We start from the raw sequence: 20,465 nt of genomic DNA, 5'->3' as shown, positions 1-20,465 counted from the left end.
CGGCCCCAGCCGCGGTCCCGGCCCCAGCCGCGGTCCCGGCCCCAGCCGCGGTCCCGGCCCCAGCCGCGGTCCCGGCCCCAGCCGCGGTCCCGGCCCCAGCCGCGGTCCCGGCCCCAGCCGCGGTCCCAGCCTCAGTCGTGGTCACAGCCTCGGCCGTGGTCACAGCCCCAGCCGTGGTGCCGGCTTCGGTCGTAGCGCGGTGTTTCGCCTGTTCATGTGATCCGGTTCGGGTGTTCGCGCGGGTCGGTTCGGGGTCTTCGTCGGCGAACTTGAACGTTCCGTGCGGGGCGGCGGCTTGGCATGTGCGGTCGGTGGCTCGGAGGGTGCCGGGGGCGGCGGTGGCTCGCAGGCGGGCCGCGGTGTCGAGGACCGGGCCGCCCAGGTGGGGCAGGGTGCCGTCGGATGTGCTGGGGGCGATGATCTCGCCGGTGTCGGCGCCCAGGCGGATGGGTAGCGGGAATCGGCCGACGATCTCGTGGCCGGCCCACAGTGCGCGGGCCGCATGGTCCTCGCGTGCGATCGGGTAGCCGAAGAGGCCGATCACGCCGCCGCCGATCACGGGCTGGGCCGCGCCGCCCCATCGGGTCACGATCTCGGTGAGCAGGGCGGTCCAGCCGGCGATCTCGCGGCGGGCGCGCTCGGGGTCGGCGTCGGCGGCCGCCCCGCGTACGCCGCGAAGGTCCGCATCGAGGACTGTGACGAGCTTGCGCTCCTCGGGCACGCGACGCTCGGCGGCCGGCGGCGTCAAGCTCGCATGCAGCCGCTGCACGTCGTCGTTGGGCTCCACGCCCAGCTCGGCCCGCAGCGTCTCGGCCAGACGGTCGTACCAGCGCACGGCCAGATGCCGGTGACCTTGCGCCGCCTCGAGACGCATCAGCCCCGCGTACGCCTCCTCGCGCAACGGATCGAGCTCGACCACCCGCTCGAGGTCGGCCCGGCCGCCGCGCTCGATCAGCAACGGCACGACAGTTTCGCGCAACCGCGTGCGGCGGGACTCGGCCCAGGCGTCGAATCTGTTCTCCGGCAGCAGGTCCCCGGTGTAGAGCGCGAGTGCCCCGGCCACGTCGCCGCTGTTCGCGGCCTGCTCGAAGTCGTCCACATCGACCCACAGGCCGGTCGGCTCGAGGACGAGCATGTCGTCGCGCAGCAGCAAACGCTCACTACCGAGCACTCGGCGCGCAAAATGCAGGGCCTTGTTGAGACGGCTCGTGCCCAGCGCCGGGTCCGCGTCGGGCCACAGCAGGTCGACGGCCTGGTCGCGGTGCAGGCGGCGGCCGTGCAGGGCGAGGACCTTGACCAGGGCGGTCGCGCCGCTGCGCCGCCATTCGCTGTCGGCGACCGCACGACCGGCGACTTCCGCTCGGAAGCCGCCCAGCAGGTGGATGCGCAGGTCGGCGGGCATGCGCGAAATTGTCCACCCGGGAGGTCCCCGGTGCGGACAACAAGCGGACAGCTGACGGAAATCGTCGTCACTACCTTGCGCGTCGATGTTCGTTACTTCTCAGGGGGACAAGGTCATGACGGCTACGACAGCGGTGGATGAGCAACGGCTCATGGAGTTCGTGTTCAAGGCGGTCGGCGACTTCGGCGCGCAGCTGAACGGGGCACTGACGGTGATCGGCGACAAACTCGGACTGTATCGAGCGATGGCGGGGGCGGGTCCGATGAGCGCGAGCGAGCTCGCGTCGCGGACGGGAACGGCCGAACGTTACGTACGGGAATGGCTCTGTGCGCAGGCCGCGGGCGGCTACGTGGCGTACGAGGGTGAGGGCTTGTTTTCGCTGCCGGCCGAGCAAGCGATAGCGCTCACCGACGAGACCAGCCCCGCGTGCGTGATCGGCGGCTTCGAGCTGATGCTGGCGGCGGTGCGCTCGACCGACCGCCTGATCGAGGCCTTCCGCACGGGCGAGGGGGTGGGCTGGCACGAGCACCACAGCGACCTGTTCGAGGGATGCGAGCGCTTCTTCCGGCCCGGCTATCACGCGCACCTGGTGGAGTCGTGGCTGCCCGCGATGCCCGGTGTTGTCGATCGGTTGCGCGCGGGGGCGCGAGTGGCCGACGTCGGATGCGGGCTCGGCGCGTCGACGGTCCTGATGGCCGAGGCGTTCCCGGAGTCGACCTTCGTCGGGATCGACTATCACGCGGGTTCGATCGCTTCCGCGCGCGAACGCGCAGCCGAGGCGGGCGTCGGCAACCGCACACGGTTCGAGACGGGCCGGGCCGCCGAGCTGTCCGGAACGTACGACCTCATCTGTTTGTTCGATTGCCTGCACGACATGGGCGATCCGGTCGGTGCCCTGCGCCATCTGCACGACCGGATCGCTCCCGGCGGCAGCCTGCTGCTGGTCGAGCCGTTCGCGGGTGATCAGGTCGAGGCCAACCTGAATCCGGTGGGCGCGGTCTACTACGGCGCCTCGACGTTCCTGTGCACGCCGAACTCGTTGTCGCAGGAGGTCGGCACGGCGCTGGGGGCGCAGGCGGGGGAGTCCCGGCTGCGATCGGTCGCGGCGGTGGCCGGCTTCGGTTCGTTCACCCGGGTCGCCGAGACGCCGTTCAATTTGGTCTTCCACGTCCAGCCGTAGGCTCGACCGCGGCCGATCAGCGCGGGACTTGACGCAACTGGATGGTTGCCATACTTTGGTGGCAACCATCCAGTTGCTATTTAAGGAGACGGACATGGCTTTTCCCGATCGCATCGAGCGAACGCTCGAGATCGCGCATCCGGTGAGCAAGGTGTGGGCGGCGCTGACGACGGCCGAAGGGCTGGGCACCTGGTTCGGCAACACCGCCGAGGTCGACCTGCGGGTCGGCGGCCAGGCCAAACTCACCTGGAGCAGCGGCGACACCGCCACGCTCACGATCGAACGGGTCGAGCCGACCACCGTTTTCGCCTACACCTGGCCCATCTACGGCCTGCCCGAGGGTGACCCGCGCCGAACCTATGTGGAGTTCACGCTGGTGCCGTCGGCGACCGGCACTACGCTGACCATGGTCGAAACCGGCTTCGCGCAGATGCCCGAGGCCGACCACAAGACGGCGTTCTCGGGCAACACCGAGGGCTGGACGAACGAACTGGGTGAGCTGGTCGCGTATCTCGATGGAAAACTCTGACCTGGAGTCCGTGGCGCAGGAGGTCTTCGCGGCCCTGGCCGATCCGAGCCGGCGGGCGATTCTCGCCGAACTCGCGGCCGGGGGCCCCGCCACGGCCACCGACCTGGCAGCGAAGTTGCCGATCACGCGGCAGGGCGTGGCCAAGCACCTCACCCTGCTGGCCGACGCCGGCCTGGTCGTAGCCGAGCCGGGCGAGCGCCGCCGCGTCCGCTACCGCCTGGACTCGGCCCCCATGAAGATCGCCCAGCAGTTCCTGGCCGCCCTGGCCCGGGACTGGGACGGCCCGCTGGCCGCGCTCCGCGACCGGCTGCAATAGCCGGCGCGGCAGCGGGTCGGTCAGGGGGCGGTGCTCTGGCGGATCTGGAGCTGGGCCGGGAAGACGCAGCGCCAGTGCTGGACGATCTGACGGTTGATCAGGGCCCGGGTGGCCGCGGCGGCCATCTGTTCGACCGGCTGGTGCACCGACGACATGGGCGGGTTCGCGCAGGCGGCGATCACGCTGTCGTCGAAGCCGACGACCGCGACGTCCTGCGGGATGCGGCGGCCGGCGTCGCTCAGTGCCTGCATCGCACCCGTGGCCAGCAGATCACAGCCGGCGAAGATGGCGTCGATGTCGGGGCTCTCGGCGAGCAGGCGCTGGGTCAGCTCGTAGCCGGCCTCGCGGCGGAACTTGCCCGTCGCGGAGATCTCGGGCAGGTCGAAGTCTTTGACCGCGCGACGGTAACCCTCACGGCGGCCCTCGGCGCACGAGTTGCCGTCCGGACCGTGCAACGCCGCGATCCGGCGGCGCCCGGTTTCGTGCAGATGCTGCACAGCCGCGTACGCCCCCTCGGGGTTCTCGAGCCCGACGAACGGGAGCCCGGGCACCGTCGGGCCCATCGTGACCACCCGGTCGCACCGGCGGTAGAAGCCCTCGGCCAGCGCGGGCGGCACGTTGATGAGCAGGACGCCGAGGCTGACCGTCGTGGCGATGCGTTCGAGCAGGGCGGCGATGTTCGACTCGTCGACGACGTGCACCCGAAGTTGCGCGTTGCTGCCCGCGAGCTCCTGCAGGATGCCGGCGGTGACGCGGCCGTAATACGGACTTGTGCCGAACACCGACGTTTCGTCGACGATGACCAGCTCGACCACGTCGCCGTGACCGGACGCGAGGGCGCGAGCGACCGGATCAGGCCGGTAACCCAGGTTCGTGATCACCTGGCGTACGTGCTCGCGGGTCTGCGCCGACACCCCGGGGGCATCGTTGATCACCCGGGAGACCGCCGCCTTCGACACGCCTGCTTCCGCGGCGACGTCGGCCAGCGTCGTTCTCCTCTGTGCCATCCGGCAAGTGTAGGGACGGCGCGCGCCGCAGCCATCAGGATTTCAGGTAGCCGATGACGTCCACCATGACATTCGCCGAGGTGGGCGCGTTGTTAACGATCGTCATCCGGCCGCGTGTGCCCAGGGTCACGCGAGCGGTCGCGTTGCCGGGCTGATTCGGCCCGTGCGATGCGAGGATCGCCGTGCTCGCCGGGTCCAGCTTGAGGCTTCCCGCGCTGGTCACCCCGTTGACCGACAGGTTGACCAGCACGGTCTTGGCCGTGGTGGGCACACCCGCGCGTCCCGCCACGGCGAAGGCGATCGCATTGCGCCCCTTCAAACCCCGGGCATTCAGTACGCGTGTGGGGGTGACCGGGAAGTAGGCGTTCGCGCGGTACCAGCCGACCAGGTTCGCGGCCAGATGAGCAGAACCGCTCGACGCGTTGCGCAAGGTGATCTGACCGGTGTTGTTCAGCGGCACGACGATGCGCTGAGTGGCGGTCTGTCCGGCGTTGTGCAGGTTCGTGGCCAGGGCGGGCGGCTTGGTGCCCTTCGGGTAGGCCAGAACGCCGCCCGAGGCTCGGCCGCGGGCCACGGCGACGTCCAGCGCTACGGCCGACGCGTTCGTGCCCCGGACGGTGACGTTCACTTCCTTGTTCGGCCCCACCTGGGTGGGCATCAGCACGGGGGCCGGCGCGAGCGGGGTGAACACGGGGACGACGGTGGTGTGAAACAGCCGTACGGCGCTGGTCGTGCCGTCAGAGGATTCGAACGTGACGATCGTGCGGCCGCCGGCCTGTGCCCCGCCACCGCTGTTGCCGCGGGCTCGTTGGGTGCCCACCTGGTCCACGATCAGTTCGCCGTCGTCCTTGCCGTTCGCGGTGAAGCGCTGGACGTAGACCCGGCTCGCCCCGCAGTCGCCGTTGTGTCCGACCGCGGCCGCGCCGGTGCTCGTGGTGAATGCGCTGCGAGCAGTGGGCGAGCAGTCGTGAGCGGCTCCGAGCGCCAGCCCGTCGGCGCCGAACGACGTGTCGCGCGCACCGGTCGGAAGGATTTTGACTACGGCCATCCTGTTCGCCGAGCGGCCGCTGATGTACGTCGCGCTCATCGAAGACGGCTCGAATCCCGTGGGCAGGGTGTGCAGAGCCAGTTCGGGAGTGCCGGCGGCCGTGTAGCGAACGACGTTCGTCTTTGTCGCGGTCAGCAGTTGGTTGCCGGTCGCCGCGATCGCCCGGACGTCGTCCTTCGTCTCGAGCAGCCCGGCGGCGGCCCAGGAGGCGTCGAGGGAACCGTCCTGCCTGATCGCGGCCAGGAGATGGGTCGCCGGGGTCGTGCCCTGGTCGACGGCATGCACGATCAGCGTGCCGTTCTGGCGGACGGTGACCGCCTGGACAAGCTCGATCGTTCGGTTGGTGAGCGCCGTGGTCGTCGCGCCGCCGACGCGATGCACGCGGATGCCGGGTTGGGCCGCGGCGACAACGGTGATTGAGCCATCCGCGCCGGTCGCTAGAAGCCCGGCGAACGGCAGTACGTCCGCACGCTCTTTGGTGCCGTTCGGCGTGAGCGTCGTCAGCCGTGCGACTCCCATGGCATCGGTCGTGAGCAGGCGGGTGCGGCCGGAAGAGTCGACGATTGTGTCCACCGGCTTGCCCGCGACGGTGGTGATGCCGTTAGTTCCGAACCCGGCGTCGACGTTGGGCGTCGGCGTGGCCTGAGCAGGCGGCGTGGCCTGAGCGGGCTCGGTGGGCGCTACGAGGGTCAGAACCACAACACTGGCCACCGCGACACCGGCCAGTGGCCTCCGGCGACGCCCCTCCTGTCCAAGATCACGCCAGTCTGATTCGCCGCCGGCAACCAGTCGCTGACGCTTGTAACGGACAAAAGGGGCATTAAGCATGCGCGCCAGAATGAACCATCGCGGCTCGCGACTCAACTTTCGGCTCGCCCTTGTCCACCTCTTCAGCCATCCGTGCACCCGGGCAAGACAAGGGTTACCAGGGGAAGTGGCTCAGGAGGGTCGCTACCCGGGGGTCGTTGACGGCCTCGGGCTGGTGAACGACGTGGTAGGTCACCGAGGGAAGGTCGGTGACCGGCTTGGCGGTGAAGCCGCGGGGGACCGGGACGCAACCGTTCACTATGGCCAGGCCGACGCCGAGCGTGACGAAGTGCGTGATCAAGGGCCAGCCCTCCGCCTCGACCGCCACTGTCCAGTCGGCGGAGGCCGATCGCAGGCCCTGTTCGAGCAGGACCCGCTGGGGGCGGTGGGCCGGGGGCACCACCAGGCTCTCGCCGGCCAGGTCGCGCAGGGTCACCGAGCGTCGCCGGGCCAGGCGGTGGGTGGTCGGGACGATCAGCACCTGCGGGAACGTGGCCAGTTCAGCGACGCTGAGGTCGTCGGGGAGGACGTCGAGGACGCTCACGCCGACGTGGGCGCGGCCGCTTCGTACGGCGGCGAGCATCTGGCGGTGGTCACAGTTGATCAGGCGGAGCCGGGTCGGCTGGTCGGTCAGCATCGTGCGGATGGTGTCGCCGAGCAGATACAGGTAGGCGCCCTGGCCCGCGGCGAGAACGACCGGGCGGGCTTGCGCGGCGCCGGCGAACTCGCTCAGGAAATGCGCAAGTCGCTCATCGTGGTCGCGCGCGAATCGGGCGACCGCCTCGCCGTCGGCGGTGAGCACCAGTTTGCGGCCGTCGCGGCGGTAGAGCGGACGACCGAGCGACTCCGCCAGTTTGCGGACCTTCACGTGCAGGGCGGGCTGCGAGATGCGCAGTTCCTCGGCGGCGCGCGTGAAGTTGAGGTGATCGGCGAAGACCGCGAACGAGGCAAGCGCGTCGGCCGAGGCTCTCATAACCGCAAACTATAGCCACCGGGCAGAGGCTAGTTCTGCTTTAGTGGTGCGCGGCTCAGGCTGATCGCATGAATGAGCGAATGACATCCCGAGAACGACGGAACGCGCAGGAACGCACGGGCGAGCGACATCGACGGCTGGGCGTCGACATCGGCCGGGTGATCATCGGCGGCGGCAGCCCTGGCGGCGGAGACACCCAGTTCTTCAGCGGGGACACCGCACGCATGCTGGCCACACCGGCCATGCCGGAGGCGTTCGCAACGCTCGCCCGGCTCGTGCCCCAGTTCGACGAGGTGTGGCTGGTCTCGAAGTGCGGCGAGCGGGTGCGGCGCAGCACGCGGCTGTGGCTCGACCATCACGACTTCGCCGGGCGCACCGGCATTCCGCGCGACAACGTGCGTTTCTGCTTGCGGCGTCCGGAGAAGGCCATCCATTGCGCGGAGCTGGGCATCACGCACTTCGTGGACGACAAGCTCGATGTGCACGAGGCGCTGCGCGGAATCGTCCCGCACCGCTACCTCTTCGGTCCGCAACGAACACCGGCGCCGCCGTGGGTGCAGCACACTTCGACCTGGCCGGAGGTCGAGGCGGCGATAAGTAGTCCGAGTGGATGAGCACCCGTCAGGCCGGTAGCGCCGCGGCCGTTGGTCGGTCGTGTGGGTGGATGGGCACCTTCAGGCTGGTGGCGCCGCGGCCGTTGGTCGGTCGTGTGGGTGGATAGGCACCTTCAGGCTGGTGGCGCCGCGGCCGCGGTTAGTCGTGTGGGTGGACGAGCACCTTCAAGCCGGTGCGGGCCGCGGCCGCGGTCAGGGCGGCGTTGATGTCTTTGAGGGGGAAGACGTCGGTGGCCAGTGGTTTCAGGTCGACCAGCCCCCGCGCGGTCAGGTCGATCGCGCGGGGGTAGACCTCGCCCATCCGGCGCGACAGCACCAGGCTGAGACCCTTGCGCCGGGCTTGCGCGGCGCTGAACGACGTGCGATCGCCGTCGGGGATGCCGACCAGGATCACCCGGGCGCCGGGCTTGGCCAGCCGCAACGCCGTGTCGACGGCGGCTTCGGAGCCGGAGACTTCGAAGACCACGTCGGCGATCGCCTTCGACTCGTCCGCGTGTTCCGCGCCGAAACGCTCGGCGGCGGCCATCCGGTGGGGCAACGGCTCGGCCGCCACGACCCGGGTGGCGCCGTGCCGCAGAGCCAGCTGGATGAGCAGCAGGCCGATCGGACCGCAGCCCACAACGGCGACCGTGGAGGCCATCCGCATGTGCGCGAGGTCGAGCGCGTGCAGCGCGACACCCAGCGGCTCGAGCAGGGCGCCCTCGTCGTCGGAGATGGAGTCGGGCAGCCGGTGCAGGCGGTGGGCCGGCCACGCCATGAACTGCCGCAGGCCGCCGTCGCAGCTGCCGTGCCCGGCGAAGACGATGTTGAGGCACAGGTTGACGTCGCCCTCGCGGCACGGCTCGCACTGCTCGCACGGAATGGCCGGATCGATCGCCACGCGGACGCCGTCGTCAGGCCCTCCGCGGATCACACCGGCCATCTCGTGCCCGAGCACCAGCGGCCGAGCCACTGCGGCGTCACCGATCGCGCCCTCGGTGAACCAGTGCAGATCGGAGCCGCAGATCCCGACGGATGTCACCTCGACGAGACGATCGTCAGCCCCGGCCGGCGCCGGAGGCTCCTCGGTGTGCAAACGAACATCTCCGGCGGCGTGCAGGCGCGAAACGAGCATGCTCCGACGCTAACATCGCTCAGGTTCGGCGCCCGGCTCGCGCGAACGCCGCTTCCGCCTGCGTGATCAGGTCGCCGACCAGATCGGCGGCCGACGGCACATCGGTGATCAGATCGACGCCCTCGCCCGCCCATACCGGCATCGCGGGGATGACGCCGCGGGCGATGTCGTCCTGATAACCCCGGACAGCCTGAGCATCGGCCGCGAGCTCGGCCTCGCGGTCCCGCCAGCGGTCCAGGTAAGGATGACCGAGCGTGCGAGCGGTCCATCGCGACGGCCATGCGGACCCGCGCGCGAGGTCGAGCACCCGATTGCGTTCGGTCTCGTCGGTGCGGCCGGCCAGCAGCGCCCTCATGGTGGACGGTTCGACCAGGGCCTCGGCGGTGGCCTGGAAGCGGGTGCCGATCAGGACGCCGTCCGCACCCAGCGCGAGGGCCGCCGCCACCCCGCGGCCGTCCGCGATCCCGCCCGCTGCCAGCACCGGGATCGGCGCCACCAGATCGGCGACGACGGGCACGAACGGGAGCGTCGACCGGCCCCGCCGCGCGCCGTGACCGCCGGCCTCGGTGCCCTGCGCGACGATGACGTCGGCGCCCAGATCGGCGGCACGCCTGGCCTCCTCGAGATCGGTGACCTGCACGATGATGCGCGCTTGGGCGGAACGAACAACTTCCACGTACGGGCCGGGGTCGCCGAACGAGAACATGATCGTGGTGGCGCCCAGGTCAAGGGCGTGGTGGACCGCGGCGGCATCGATCGCCCACGTCAGGAAGCCGACGCCGTACGGCTGGCCGCTGCTCGCGGCGATCGGCAGCTCACGGGCCAGCCACTCGCGGTCGCCGTACGCGGCGCCCAGGATGCCGAACCCACCGCCCCGCGAGACGGCCGCGGTCAGGGCCCCACCGGCCGAGCCACCCATGGGGGCGAGCGCGATCGGGTGGTGCACGCGAAAGAGGTCGGTGAATCGCGTGGGCAGCGTCATGCGCGCATCATCGCGCAACCAGGCACCGCGCATGCCCCACTGACAACGCGTCAGCGCCGGTGCGGTGGCAGGCGGCGAGCAGTAGGTGGGAGCGAGCGGTGGCTGGGGCGAGCGGTGGCTGGCGGCGAGCGGTGGCTGGGGGCGAGCGGTGGCTGGCGGTGAGCGGTGGCTGGGGGCGAGCGGTGGCTGGCGGTGAGCGGTGGCTGGCGGTGAGCGGTGGCTGGTGGCGGGGCGGTTGGCTGGCGATGGGCGTCGGCGGCGGCGGGTTGGGGTCAGCCTTTCAGGCCTGAGAACGTCATGGTGGCGATGAAGCGTTTCTGCGCGAACAGGAACGCCACGATCAGGGGCGCGGTGGCGAGGACGTTGCCGGCCATCAGTTGCGACCACTCTGTGCGGCGCATGCCCTGGAAGTTGGCCAGGCCGACCTGCAGCGTGAAACGGTTGTCGTCGGAGATGGCGACCAGGGGCCAGAGCAGGTCGTTCCAGCTGGACAGCAGGGTGAACACGGCCAGCGTGGCCAGGGCGGGGCGGGCCAGGGGCAGCACGATGCTGCGGAACGTGCGCCACGTGCCGCAGCCGTCGATGCGGGCGGCCTCCTCCAGTTCGACCGGCAGGGCCAGGAAGAACTGGCGCATCAGGAAGATGCCGAACGCCGAGGCCAGCCATGGGACGAACGCGGCGGCGAGCGTGTCGACGATGCCGATGCGGGCGAACATCAGGTAGGTCGGGATCATCAGCAGCTGGATCGGGATCATCACGGTGGCGATGATGACCAGGAACGCGACACCCCGGCCGGCGAACTTGAGCCGGGCGAAGCCGTAGCCGGCCATCGAGCAGAGCACCAGGTGGGCCAGCACTGAGACGGTTGAGACGAGCACCGTGTTGGCGAACCAGCGTAGTGCCGGCGTCTCGGTCAGCAGGGCGCGGTAGCCCTCGATGTGCAGCGAGGTGGGCAGCAGCTTGGGCGGGAACTGATTGATCTCGGCGCTGCTCATGAACGAGGTGAGCACCATCTGCACGAGCGGGAGCACGAACAGCAGCGCGAGCGGCATGAGCAGCAGGTGCCAGGCGCTGAACGGCAGCCGGCGCTTGGGGGACTGCATCAGAACACCTCCGAGCCGCGGCGACGGCTGTACCAGATGATGCCGAGGGTCAGCAGCAGGGTGACCGCGAAGAGCAGGTACGCGGCCGCGGCCCCATATCCGAGTCGCTGCGTCTGGAAGGCCAGCTCGTAGATGTAGTAGACGACCGTCTGCGTGCTGTTGAGCGGCCCGCCGCGCGTAGTTGTATAGATGAGGTCGAACAACTGCACGGCTGTGATCGTTTGCCAGACCGCGGCGAAGACGGTCACCGGGCGCAGCTCGGGCATCGTGACGTGACGGAACACGCGCCAGCGGCTCGCGCCGTCCATGCGCGCGGCCTCGACCAGCTCCTTCGGGATGTCCTGGAGGGCGGCCAGGTAGATCACGGTGGTGAAGCCGACCTCGCCCCACAGCGCGATCACGCAGATCACGTACAGGGCCTGGGTCGGGCTCTCGAGGAACTGCTGCTGCGGGATGCCCAGGTGGCGCAGCACGTCGTTGGCCGCGCCGAACTGCGGGTTGAAGACGAACCCGGCCAGGATGCCGGTGGCCGCGGCGGACGCCACGTACGGGACGAAGATGCATGTTCGATAGAAACCGATCAGCCGGATGCGCTGGTTGAGCGCGATCGCGATGACGATGCCGAGCACGATCGACGACGGGACGAACAGGACGGTCAGCAACAGCGTGTGCCGCGCTGCGGCGAGCATGTCCGGGTCGCTCGCCAGCCGCTGGTAATTGCTCCAGCCGACCTGGACGCCCGGGGCGATGCCGTTCCAGCGGGCCCGCGAGATGAAGAACGCCCAGATGGCCGGGAACAACGACAGGCCGACGACCAGGGCGGTGGCCGGGCCGGCGAACGCCCAGCCGGTGAGGTTGCGGCGGACGGCCCGGCCGCGCGGCCGGGCCCGCCGGACGGTCGCGTGCGAGGACGCCGCGAACGTGATCGCCATCAGTTCACCACAGCGTCGGCCGACTTCTTGGCCGCCGCGTCGAGCGCCTCTTTCGCCGTCTGGCGGCCCTGCAGCACGGACGCGATCGCGTCGCCCACGTTGCGCGAAAGCACCTCGTAGCCAGGCACGGTCGGCCGGGCCTGCTTGGCGTTGGCCAGGTTGTCGAAGAACTTCTGCCCGCCCGGGTACTCCTTCACGTACGCGGCGAACTCCGGGGTCTCCTTCTCGGTGGACCGCAGCGGCAGGTTGCCCACCTTCAGGTTCCACTTCGCGTCGGTCTGGGCGCTGGTCAGCCACTTCACGAAGTCGCGGGCGGCGCCGGCCCGGTTCGCGTCGTCATGGTCGAACAAGACCCACAGGTCGGGGCCGGAGACGGTCTGGTGGTCGCCGTTCACGCCCGGCAGGTTGGTGACCCCGTACGAGAGCTTGGCCTCTTTGATCTCGAGCAGCGCCCACGGCCCGGTCAGGATCATGGCGACCCGTCCGCTGTTGAACAACGGGTGGTACTTCTCGTCCGTCTGATCGAGGTACATGGACTTGTCGTCGACCGCCATCTGCCGCAGCGTCTCGAGCGCGGTCACCCCGGCGTCGGAGTTGAACGCGGGCTTCGTGCCGTCGAGGATCTTGCCGCCGTTCTGCCAGAGCAGCGGCCACAGGTGCCAGGTCGTGTCCTCGCTGCCCGACACCGAATAGGCGGTGCCGTACGTCTTGGTCGCGGGGTCGGTGAGCTTCTTGGCCGCCTCGCGGAACTGCTCCCAGGTCCAGTCGTCGGTGGGGTAGTCGACGCCGGCCTTGTCGAAGATGGCCTTGTTGTAGATGAGCGCGAGGTTGTCCACGAGTGCGGGTACACCGATCACTCTGCCGTCGGCGGTGGCGACCGTACGCGCAGCTTCGGGCATCTCCGTCCATCCGAACGACGGTTCCTGCACGTACGAGGTCAGGTCCTGCGTCTTTCCGCTGGCGCCGAGGTCGCCGGCCCAGTTGCCGTACGCGTACGAGATGTCGGGGTAGCTGCCACCGGCGAACCCCGCGGACAGCTTGGTGAGCAGGTCGTCCGTGGTCGGGGCGCCGGGCGACGTCTTGATCGTGACGTTGGGGTGGGCGGCGTGGTATTCGGCGGCGAGGGCCTCGGCGACCTTCTCGGCCTCCTCGGTCTGCCCGGTCCACCAGGTCAGCTCGACCGTCGCGCTCGGGTCGTAGCCGGCGGCCGAGTCCTTGCCGTTGTCGGTCGTGCCGCCCATGCAGGCGGAGAGGAACATGACGGCGCCGACGCCGCCGGCGAGCAGTCGAAATCGTGTGGTCATCTCGTGGCACCTCCGCTTGCGGGAATGTCGCGGTTCAGGTGAGGACGACGGATCTGGTGAGCAATCGCGGGTTGTCGGGGTCGAGACCGCGGTGGGCGGCCAGGGCCAGCGCGAAGCGCTGGACGAGCAGAAGCTGAGCCAAAGGATCAAGATCATTCCGGTATGTGGTGGCGCCCGCGCCGCGTGCGACGTCGTCGAGTTCGGGCGGCACGTCGCCCAGTGACCAGACGAGGCTGCGCGGCCCGGCCACGGCGACCGGGCCGTGCCGGAAGTCCATCGCGGGATAGGACTCGGAGTGCGCCTGAGCGGCCTCGCGCACCTTGAGTGCCGCTTCGTGAGCGAGCCCGACCGTCCAGCCGGTGCCCAGGAACACGAGGTGATCGATGTCGGCCGGGTCGGCCGGGAGGGTCAGGGTGAGCGCCTCGAGGCCGTCGGCGACGAGCGATTCCGGGCTGAAGCGCGCGTTTTGTGGTGGCGAGGCGGCGTTGAGTCGTACGTCTCGTGGTTGCGCGAGGTTGAGCGAATCGGCTGTGGACAGTGCGGCTTGCGCCTGTGCGAGGTCGGGCGTTTCGCTTGCGTGCTGAAAGGTGGCTCGCGCGAGCGCGAGCACCGTGGTGGGGAAGCGGGTCTGCACGACGCTGCGTTCGTCGGCGAAGTCGAGCAGGATCCGTGTGTCCGTGAGGTCGTCGACGGGTTCGTTCTCGACCGCGGTGATCGCGACGCGGTGGGCGCCGGACGGGACCTGCCGCAGCGCCTCGAGCACCTCGGTGGACGTTCCGGAACGGGTCACCGCGACGACGCGGTCGTAGCGGCGGCGCGGCCGGAACTCGGAGGCGCAGACCGCGTCAGTCTCGCCGAGCTGTGCGCTCTCGCGCAGCTCGGCCAGGCTCTGCGCGACGAACCAGGAGGTGCCGCACCCGAGGATCAGCATGCGTTCGCCGGGTGCGGCGAGCTCCCGTGCCGCCGAGGCGGTGAGCTCCTCGGCGGCACGAGCCCAGACGTCCGGCTGACTGGCGATCTCGGCCGAGGTGGCATTCATGTCTGCGGATTATGCTCGTTTCTGCTCGCTTAACAAGATCCGAGCATGAAACGAACAATCTGGAGTGCGCGTTTACGGCGATCTATACCGACGGCGACGCGAGGGTCCGGCGCAATGCGGGCGGCAGGAGGTCGCCGTGGGCGGTGGTCAGGTCGTCGCAGAGCTGCCAGATCTGGTCCACGGTCAGGGTTGCGGCCGTGTTGGGGTCGACCATGGCGGCCTGACGAACCGTGCGCGGGTCGCCGGTCAGGGCGGCCTGGACGGTCAGCTGGCCCACGCTGACGAATGAGCGGTTGAGCGCCGCGCACTGCACCGGCAGCTCGCCCACGTATTCCGGGCGGACGCCGAGACGGTCGACCACGCACGGGACCTCGACCGCATAGTCGCTCGGCAGGTTGGTGATCAGACCACGATTCGGGACATTGGCGTGTACCCGACGCTGCTGGCCCGTGACGATGCTGTGGATAACTTGCGGGGCGTACTCCGTGGCGTCGCGGGTCAGGTCCAGCGGCTCGCCGGCCAGCAACGACTGCCGCGTCGAGTGGTACTCGGCCACGTTGTCGGCGCTGATCTGCAGATAGTCGCCGACCGGGATGCGCAGCCGCTCGATCTCCTCGTCGTGATGCAGATACCAGGGCACGTACTCCGACGAGTGTTCGCTCGTCTCTGTCGGGAAGTAGCCAAGCCTCGCGTACATGTCCATCCGAACCCGCCGGCGCAGCTGTGGATAACTTTCCAGCAGTTCGTCGAGCCGCGGATACAGTGACGCCCCTCGGTGCTCGAAGCGCAGCAACCAAGCCTGGTGGTTGACGCCCGCACCGGTGTAGTCCACTTCGTCCAGCGGCACCCCGAGGAGCTCAGCCAGATCATGAACGGTCCAAAAAACCGAGTGACAGAGACCAGCCACCCGCAGTCCCGGCGCGATCGCCGCAAGGTACGCGACGTTCATGGCCATGGGGTTGGTGTAGTTCAGCAACCACGCCTGTGGGCACTGCTCCAGCATGTCCGCCGCAATGCCGTCAAGTACTGGAAACGTGCGCAGCGCGCGAAAGATGCCGCCTACCCCAAGCGTGTCCGCGATCGTCTGGCGCAGGCCGTACTTCGCCGGTATCTCAAAGTCCTTGACCGTCGCCGGGTACATCCCGACCTGGATCGCGTTGATCACGAAGTCGGCCCCGTCGAGGGCGGCCCGGCGGTCGAGATGAGTGGTGATCTCGGGGGAGGCGCCGAGTTGCTCGGCCGTACGCCGGGCGATCAGCTCGGCGGTGGCGAGGCGCTCGGGGTCGATGTCGTGCAGGGCCAGGGTGACACCGCGGAGCTCGTCGAAGGACAGGATGTCGGCCAGCAGCTCGCGGGTGAAGACGACACTGCCGGCGCCCAGAAACGCGATCACGGTCATGAGCGGATTGTTCGGCCGCGAGCAGATCCGCACAAGGTTGACTGGCGAATCGACAACAAACGAACTATTTTGATTGCGCATTTGATCAATCCGCCCTATCGGGGGAAACGAATGTCTCTCCGCCGCGCCGACCGCATGTCGGCCATCGTCGATCACCTCGCCGCCGGTGACTCGGTCGACGTCGGGAACCTCGCCGGCAAGTTCCAGGTGTCGCCGGCGACCATCCGGCGCGACTTGCAGGTGCTGGAGGATCAGCGGCTGCTGGCGCGCACCCACGGCGGCGCGGTCGCGGTCGACGTCGCGTACGAGCTGCCGGTGCGCTATCGGGCCGGTCAGCACCGGGAGGAGAAGGCGATCATCGCCCGGGCGGTCGCGGCCATGCTCCCGCGGGGGCCGCTCTCGCTCGGCCTCACCGGCGGGACGACCACCCACCTGCTGGCCCGCCTGCTCGCCGACCGGGTCGACCTCACGGTCGTGACCAACGCGCTCAACATCGCTCATGAGCTCGCCCTACGCCCCCGGCTCAAACTGATCATGACGGGCGGGGTGTCCCGCACCCAGTCCTACGAGCTGGTCGGCCCGATCGCCGACCAGGCACTGCACGGGCTCAACTTCGACATCGCGGTGGTCGGCGTCGACGGCATCAACGCGCGGGGCGGCCTGACGACCCACGACGAGATCGAGGCGAACACCAACGCCACGATGATCAAGCGGGCCCGTACGGTGATCGTGGTGGCGGACGGCTCGAAGATCGGCAAGACCTGCCTGGCCGGCATCTGCCCGATCAACGGCATCGCGCGGCTGGTGACCGACGCGAGCGCCGACCCGGTGGAGCTCGAGGCCATCCGGCGTACGGGTGTCGAGGTGGTCGTTGTGAACGAGAAGACGGACGAGACGTGATCATCGTCAACTGAGCGTCCCCGGGCGTTGTGCCCGGGGACCGCGCGGTGGCAGCCTCGTGGCGTGCGGATTCCCTTTCCGATCCAGGTCGGGCTGTCGGCCGTCGCGGGCGTCGTGTCGTTCGTGATCGCGCGGGCGGCGGGCGAGTTCGCGGTCGGCCACATCCACGCGATCCCGTACGCGCTCATGCTGCTAGCAGTCGTGCTGCTCGTCGCACGCGCGGCGGGCATCCTGTTCGCGCTGCCCGTGGGCACGGCGGCCATCCTCGCGTACGACTGGTTCTACCTGCCGCCCTTCCGCGACCTCAACGAGGCGGCGTTCACGCTGCTGGGCACGTTCCTCGGGATGGCCGTGATCGTCGGCGCGGTGACCACGGTGACCAGCCGGCGCGCGGTCGAGGCGGAGCGGGCGCGCGGCGACATGGCCGAGGTGCAGGCCTCGCTGCGCCGGCTCGCGCTGCTGATCGCCCGGGGTGAGGCGCCGCAGCGGGTGTTCGAGGCGGCCACCAAGGAGGTCCGGCGCCATCTGGGCAGCGACACCGCGGCGCTCGTCCGCTACGAGCTGGACGGCTCGACGACCGAGCTCGCCTGCCACGGGTCCGAGGCGGCCAAGGTTCCGGAAGACCTGATCAGACGCGTACGCGAGACCGCGCACTCGGCGCGGCTGGACGCCACCGCCGTCGGTGTCCCGATCGTCGTGAACGGCCGGTTGTGGGGGATGTTCGCGGTCGGGTCGGCCGGCGGCAGCCTGCCCGACGACACCGAGGCGCGCACGAGTGACTACACCGAACTGGTGGCCACCGCCGTCGCCGACGCGCAAAGTCGTGCGGAACTGATCAGCTCCCGCGCGCGCATCGTGGCCGCCGCGGACGAGGCCCGCCGCCGCATCGAGCGCGACCTGCACGACGGCGCGCAGCAGCGGCTGGTCGCGCTCGCCCTGCGGCTGCGCACGGCCGCGCACGACGGCGAGAAGAGCGAGGAAGTGGCCGAGATCGGCGGCGACCTGATGACGGTCATCGACGAGCTGAGGGAGCTGTCCCGGGGCATCCACCCGGCCGTCCTGTCCGACAACGGGCTTCGGCCGGCCCTGCGAGCGCTCGCCCGGCGGTCCCCGCTGCCCGTCGAGGTGGACGTGCGGCTGGAGAACAGGCTGCCCCAGCCCGTCGAGGTGGGCGCCTACTACGTCGTCTCCGAGGTGCTGACCAACGCGGTCAAGCACGCGGGCGCCGAGGTGGTCGAGGTCTCGGCGCACGTGGCGGACGGCTGCCTGCTGCTCACGGTGCACGACGACGGCTCGGGCGGGGCCGACTTCGCGGGCGGCACCGGGCTGCTCGGGCTCAAGGACCGCATCGAGGCGCTCGGCGGGTCCTTCGACGTGAGCAGCCCGGCCGGCGCGGGAACGACCGTGACGTGCAGGATTCCCCTGGAAACGAGCAGGAACGAGCTACAACCAAACGGTGGCTAGCCAGGCGGCCACGGCGGCCAGCACGAGGAGGGCGATGTTGAGGCCGATCACCTTGGTCTCGCCGCGGGAGACGTGCACGATGATGCCGCCGATCTGCACGAGCACGAGGCCGATCGCGGCCGCGAGGGCGAGCGCGGGGGCGATGCCGGTCAGCGGGGGCAGGATGAGGCCGAGCGCGCCGAGCACCTCGAGCACGCCGATCCCGCGTACGAGGGGCATGGGGGTCTTATCGACCCAGGCCATCATCGGCAGCAACTGCTCGCGGGTGCGCAGGGTCTTCATCGCGCCGGCGTAGACGTAGAACAGCGCCAGCAGGCCGCCGACGATCCAGTATGCGATTTCCATGGTGAGCCCCTATGGTTACTGAACGTAAGTAGCCACATCATGAGGTACTTTCGCGAGGCTTACAAAAGGCACAAGCGTGTGCCTGAGGCACAGGGAGGTGCCGTGTCGGAGTACGAGCACACGTGCATGATCCGCGGCGACGGCGGCAAGACGTTGCGCGCGATCCTCGACCAGATCTGCAACAAGTGGACGCTGCTGGTGGTCGCGACGCTCGAGCGCAGCCGGGTCCGCTTCACCGACCTGCAGCACCAGATCCCGGGCATCTCGCAGCGGATGCTCACTCTGACTTTGCGCAATCTCGAGCGGGACGGGCTGGTCTCGCGCACGGTCCACGCCGAGGTGCCGCCGCGGGTGGAGTACGAGCTCACGCCGATGGGCCGGAGCCTGATCCCGCCCGCGCTCGCGCTGGCCGGCTGGGCGATGCAGCACGTGCCCGCGATCGAGGCCAGCCGGGCCGCCTACGCCGACCGCGCGGAGACGAGCAGCCAAGCGGCGAACCGGACCTGACTCGCGCGAAACGACCAGCGCGCGGCACCGAGTGCGCGGAGGTGCGCATCAGGCGGCGAGTGGCGTCGAGTGCGCGGAGTTGCGCGATCACGCGGCGGACGGTGTTGGGTGCGCGGAGGTGTGCGGTCAGGCGGCGAGGGGCTGGGCGGCCGGTTTGCGGCGGCCTGCGGCGGGGGCGCGGCGGGCGGCGCGGGCGCGGGAACGCGTACGGGTGCGGTTGGCTCGGAAAGGCATCTCGGTGACCGTCACCGTGGGCGCGGGCTCCGGCTTCACGGCCGCGTCGAGCAGGATCGCGCCGTTGCACAACATGCGCCAGCCCAGGTCGTCGTGGTGGACGAGCAACGCTGCGGTGTCCCAGCCCGGCTGGTCGATCGGCGGGCACTCGGGAGTGTGCGTACACATGCTCATAGCGTCGTGAAATCGGGCGCCGCGCACATCGAGGCCACCCCCACTGTTCGATACCGGCTACCCGGTAGCCGCATAATTCCGCCATGACGGGGCTCAGGGTGGTTGTGGCCGAGGACGACGTTCTGCTGCGCGAGGGGATCGCCAGCCTGCTCACGCGCGAGGGGCTCGACGTGCTCGGGCAGGCCGGTGACGCCGCCGAGCTGATGAAGCTCGTCCGGGCCACCAAGCCGGACCTCGTCGTGGCCGACGTGCGGATGCCGCCGACGCACACGACCGAGGGTCTGCAGGCCGCCCGCGAGATCCGGGCCGAGCTGCCCGGCACCGGCGTGCTGGTGCTCTCCGCGTACGCCGATGTCGACCAGGCCATGGAGCTGCTGGCCGGCGGGCGCAGCATCGGGTACCTGCTCAAGAGCCGGATCACCGACGTGCAGGAATTCCTGAGCGCGGTCGAGCGGATCGCCGCCGGCGGCTCGGTCATCGACCCGGGACTGGTCTCCGAGCTGGTCACCGCGCGCCGCCGCGACGACCCGCTGGCCGTGCTCAGCGCCCGCGAGCGGGAGGTGCTGGCCCAGATGGCCGAGGGTCAGTCCAACTCCGGCATCGCGCGCCGCCTGTGGATCACCGAGGGCACGGTGGAGAAACACGTCCGCGCGGTGCTGTCCAAGCTCAAACTGCCCGAGACCGACGATCATCACCGCCGGGTGCTGGCCGTGCTCACTTTCCTGGAGGCGCGCTGAGCAGCAGGCGCACCGCCGCGCCCGAAAGGTCCAGCTTCGAGAGGAAACCGATGGCCGGGCTCTCCTCGACCAGATCGGCGTAGTCGTCCCCGGCGTGCGTGGAGATCATGATCACAGGCGTGGGGGAGAGGCGCCGGGCCAGCTCGAAGCCGCTCTCCGACCCGAGGTTGACGTCGACGAGCGCCACGTCCGGGATGAGTTCCCCGGCCCGGCCGAGCGCACCCGCGATGTCCGAGGCGGTGCCCGCAACCTCCACGCCCTCGCGCTCGAGCAGGTCGCGCGCGGCGGCGAGGAAGTGGTCGTTGTCGTCGACGAGCAGGCAGCGCAGGGTCACGTCACCAAGGTTTCCAGGTCT

Annotated in this window: 22 protein-coding genes; 8 read left to right on the top strand and 14 right to left on the bottom strand. The window is 69.9% G+C overall.

The features are described 5' to 3' along the window. On the bottom strand, window positions 1-1,402 hold a 1,402-nt coding region (locus JKJ07_RS35680), incomplete at its 3' end, for an AfsR/SARP family transcriptional regulator (protein WP_202996351.1). Window positions 1,403-1,517: 115 nt separating this feature from the next. On the opposite strand from JKJ07_RS35680, the gene JKJ07_RS35675 reads away from it, so the two are divergent. From JKJ07_RS35675 to JKJ07_RS35665, 3 genes are all read left to right on the top strand, one after another. Continuing rightward, window positions 1,518-2,582 carry a class I SAM-dependent methyltransferase gene (locus tag JKJ07_RS35675; RefSeq protein WP_202996350.1) on the top strand — a complete coding sequence of 355 codons (1,065 nt, stop codon included), beginning with the start codon at window positions 1,518-1,520 and terminating at the stop codon, window positions 2,580-2,582. 94 nt (window positions 2,583-2,676) lie between these two features. Then, window positions 2,677-3,111: an SRPBCC domain-containing protein gene (locus JKJ07_RS35670; protein WP_202996349.1), complete on the top strand. Its 435-nt coding sequence runs from the start codon at window positions 2,677-2,679 to the stop codon at window positions 3,109-3,111. Next, the gene (locus tag JKJ07_RS35665; protein WP_202996348.1) at window positions 3,098-3,427 is read left to right on the top strand and encodes an ArsR/SmtB family transcription factor; all 330 of its coding nucleotides are present in this window, start codon (window positions 3,098-3,100) and stop codon (window positions 3,425-3,427) included. The genes JKJ07_RS35670 and JKJ07_RS35665 overlap by 14 nt, the downstream gene beginning before the upstream one ends. Before the next feature lie 20 nt (window positions 3,428-3,447). On the opposite strand, the gene JKJ07_RS35660 is transcribed toward JKJ07_RS35665, so the two are convergent. From JKJ07_RS35660 to JKJ07_RS35650, 3 genes are read right to left on the bottom strand one after another with little or no spacing between them, the layout of a single operon-like run. Beyond that, window positions 3,448-4,434, bottom strand: a complete 987-nt coding sequence (locus tag JKJ07_RS35660) for a LacI family DNA-binding transcriptional regulator (RefSeq protein WP_202996347.1) — start codon at window positions 4,432-4,434, stop codon at window positions 3,448-3,450. 34 nt (window positions 4,435-4,468) lie between these two features. Next, window positions 4,469-6,346, bottom strand: coding sequence for a hypothetical protein (locus tag JKJ07_RS35655; RefSeq protein ID WP_202996346.1), 1,878 nt, complete (start codon window positions 6,344-6,346; stop codon window positions 4,469-4,471). Window positions 6,347-6,404: 58 nt separating this feature from the next. Continuing rightward, on the bottom strand, window positions 6,405-7,262 hold the full coding sequence (locus JKJ07_RS35650; protein WP_202996345.1) for a LysR family transcriptional regulator: 858 nt from the start codon (window positions 7,260-7,262) through the stop codon (window positions 6,405-6,407). Window positions 7,263-7,330: 68 nt separating this feature from the next. Here JKJ07_RS35650 and JKJ07_RS35645 point away from each other — a divergent pair, with 68 nt between their 5' ends. Then, window positions 7,331-7,876 carry a hypothetical protein gene (locus JKJ07_RS35645; RefSeq protein ID WP_236030407.1) on the top strand — a complete coding sequence of 182 codons (546 nt, stop codon included), beginning with the start codon at window positions 7,331-7,333 and terminating at the stop codon, window positions 7,874-7,876. Window positions 7,877-8,015: 139 nt separating this feature from the next. On the opposite strand, the gene JKJ07_RS35640 is transcribed toward JKJ07_RS35645, so the two are convergent. The 7 genes from JKJ07_RS35640 to JKJ07_RS35610 form a co-directional block, all read right to left on the bottom strand. Continuing rightward, window positions 8,016-8,990, bottom strand: a complete 975-nt coding sequence (locus JKJ07_RS35640) for a zinc-dependent alcohol dehydrogenase (RefSeq protein ID WP_202996344.1) — start codon at window positions 8,988-8,990, stop codon at window positions 8,016-8,018. 19 nt (window positions 8,991-9,009) lie between these two features. Beyond that, the gene (locus JKJ07_RS35635) at window positions 9,010-9,972 is read right to left on the bottom strand and encodes an NAD(P)H-dependent flavin oxidoreductase (RefSeq protein WP_202996343.1); all 963 of its coding nucleotides are present in this window, start codon (window positions 9,970-9,972) and stop codon (window positions 9,010-9,012) included. A 272-nt stretch (window positions 9,973-10,244) separates the two neighbouring features. After that, on the bottom strand, window positions 10,245-11,075 hold the full coding sequence (locus JKJ07_RS35630) for a carbohydrate ABC transporter permease (protein ID WP_202996342.1): 831 nt from the start codon (window positions 11,073-11,075) through the stop codon (window positions 10,245-10,247). Continuing rightward, on the bottom strand, window positions 11,075-12,007 hold the full coding sequence (locus JKJ07_RS35625) for a carbohydrate ABC transporter permease (RefSeq protein ID WP_202996341.1): 933 nt from the start codon (window positions 12,005-12,007) through the stop codon (window positions 11,075-11,077). Before JKJ07_RS35625 ends, JKJ07_RS35630 begins: the two co-directional genes overlap by 1 nt. Beyond that, window positions 12,007-13,311 (bottom strand): ABC transporter substrate-binding protein, encoded by a 1,305-nt coding sequence (locus JKJ07_RS35620; RefSeq protein WP_202996340.1) that lies wholly within the window; start codon window positions 13,309-13,311, stop codon window positions 12,007-12,009. Before JKJ07_RS35620 ends, JKJ07_RS35625 begins: the two co-directional genes overlap by 1 nt. A gap of 34 nt (window positions 13,312-13,345) precedes the next feature. Next, entirely contained in the window at window positions 13,346-14,350 is a 1,005-nt protein-coding gene (locus JKJ07_RS35615; RefSeq protein WP_202996339.1) for an SIS domain-containing protein, read from the bottom strand. A gap of 82 nt (window positions 14,351-14,432) precedes the next feature. Beyond that, window positions 14,433-15,905: an alpha-glucosidase/alpha-galactosidase gene (locus JKJ07_RS35610; RefSeq protein WP_307834577.1), complete on the bottom strand. Its 1,473-nt coding sequence runs from the start codon at window positions 15,903-15,905 to the stop codon at window positions 14,433-14,435. Between JKJ07_RS35610 and JKJ07_RS35605 the strand changes: the two genes are divergently transcribed. Together JKJ07_RS35605 and JKJ07_RS35600 are read left to right on the top strand one after the other, a co-directional pair. Further along, on the top strand, window positions 15,861-16,649 hold the full coding sequence (locus JKJ07_RS35605) for a DeoR/GlpR family DNA-binding transcription regulator (protein WP_202996338.1): 789 nt from the start codon (window positions 15,861-15,863) through the stop codon (window positions 16,647-16,649). The genes JKJ07_RS35610 and JKJ07_RS35605 overlap by 45 nt on opposite strands. A 63-nt stretch (window positions 16,650-16,712) precedes the next feature. Further along, window positions 16,713-18,113 carry an ATP-binding protein gene (locus tag JKJ07_RS35600; RefSeq protein WP_202996337.1) on the top strand — a complete coding sequence of 467 codons (1,401 nt, stop codon included), beginning with the start codon at window positions 16,713-16,715 and terminating at the stop codon, window positions 18,111-18,113. On the opposite strand, the gene JKJ07_RS35595 is transcribed toward JKJ07_RS35600, so the two are convergent. Beyond that, window positions 18,093-18,458, bottom strand: a complete 366-nt coding sequence (locus JKJ07_RS35595; protein ID WP_202996336.1) for a DoxX family protein — start codon at window positions 18,456-18,458, stop codon at window positions 18,093-18,095. The genes JKJ07_RS35600 and JKJ07_RS35595 overlap by 21 nt on opposite strands. Before the next feature lie 102 nt (window positions 18,459-18,560). Here JKJ07_RS35595 and JKJ07_RS35590 point away from each other — a divergent pair, with 102 nt between their 5' ends. Next, the gene (locus tag JKJ07_RS35590; protein ID WP_307834576.1) at window positions 18,561-18,965 is read left to right on the top strand and encodes a winged helix-turn-helix transcriptional regulator; all 405 of its coding nucleotides are present in this window, start codon (window positions 18,561-18,563) and stop codon (window positions 18,963-18,965) included. 126 nt (window positions 18,966-19,091) lie between these two features. On the opposite strand, the gene JKJ07_RS35585 is transcribed toward JKJ07_RS35590, so the two are convergent. Next, complete coding sequence (locus JKJ07_RS35585) at window positions 19,092-19,367, bottom strand: DUF5999 family protein (protein WP_202996335.1); 276 nt, start codon at window positions 19,365-19,367, stop codon at window positions 19,092-19,094. 89 nt (window positions 19,368-19,456) lie between these two features. Between JKJ07_RS35585 and JKJ07_RS35580 the strand changes: the two genes are divergently transcribed. Continuing rightward, window positions 19,457-20,110, top strand: a complete 654-nt coding sequence (locus tag JKJ07_RS35580; RefSeq protein WP_202996334.1) for a response regulator transcription factor — start codon at window positions 19,457-19,459, stop codon at window positions 20,108-20,110. Here JKJ07_RS35580 and JKJ07_RS35575 read toward each other — a convergent pair. Then, window positions 20,088-20,444, bottom strand: coding sequence for a response regulator (locus tag JKJ07_RS35575; protein WP_307834575.1), 357 nt, complete (start codon window positions 20,442-20,444; stop codon window positions 20,088-20,090). The genes JKJ07_RS35580 and JKJ07_RS35575 overlap by 23 nt on opposite strands. Window positions 20,445-20,465: the final 21 nt, after the last annotated feature.

The sequence above is a fragment of the Paractinoplanes lichenicola genome, from assembly GCF_016785085.1.
GTDB lineage: Bacteria > Actinomycetota > Actinomycetes > Mycobacteriales > Micromonosporaceae > Actinoplanes > Actinoplanes lichenicola.
Note: the sequence above shows the minus strand (reverse complement) of the source record. Positions and strands in the feature narration are given on the sequence as shown.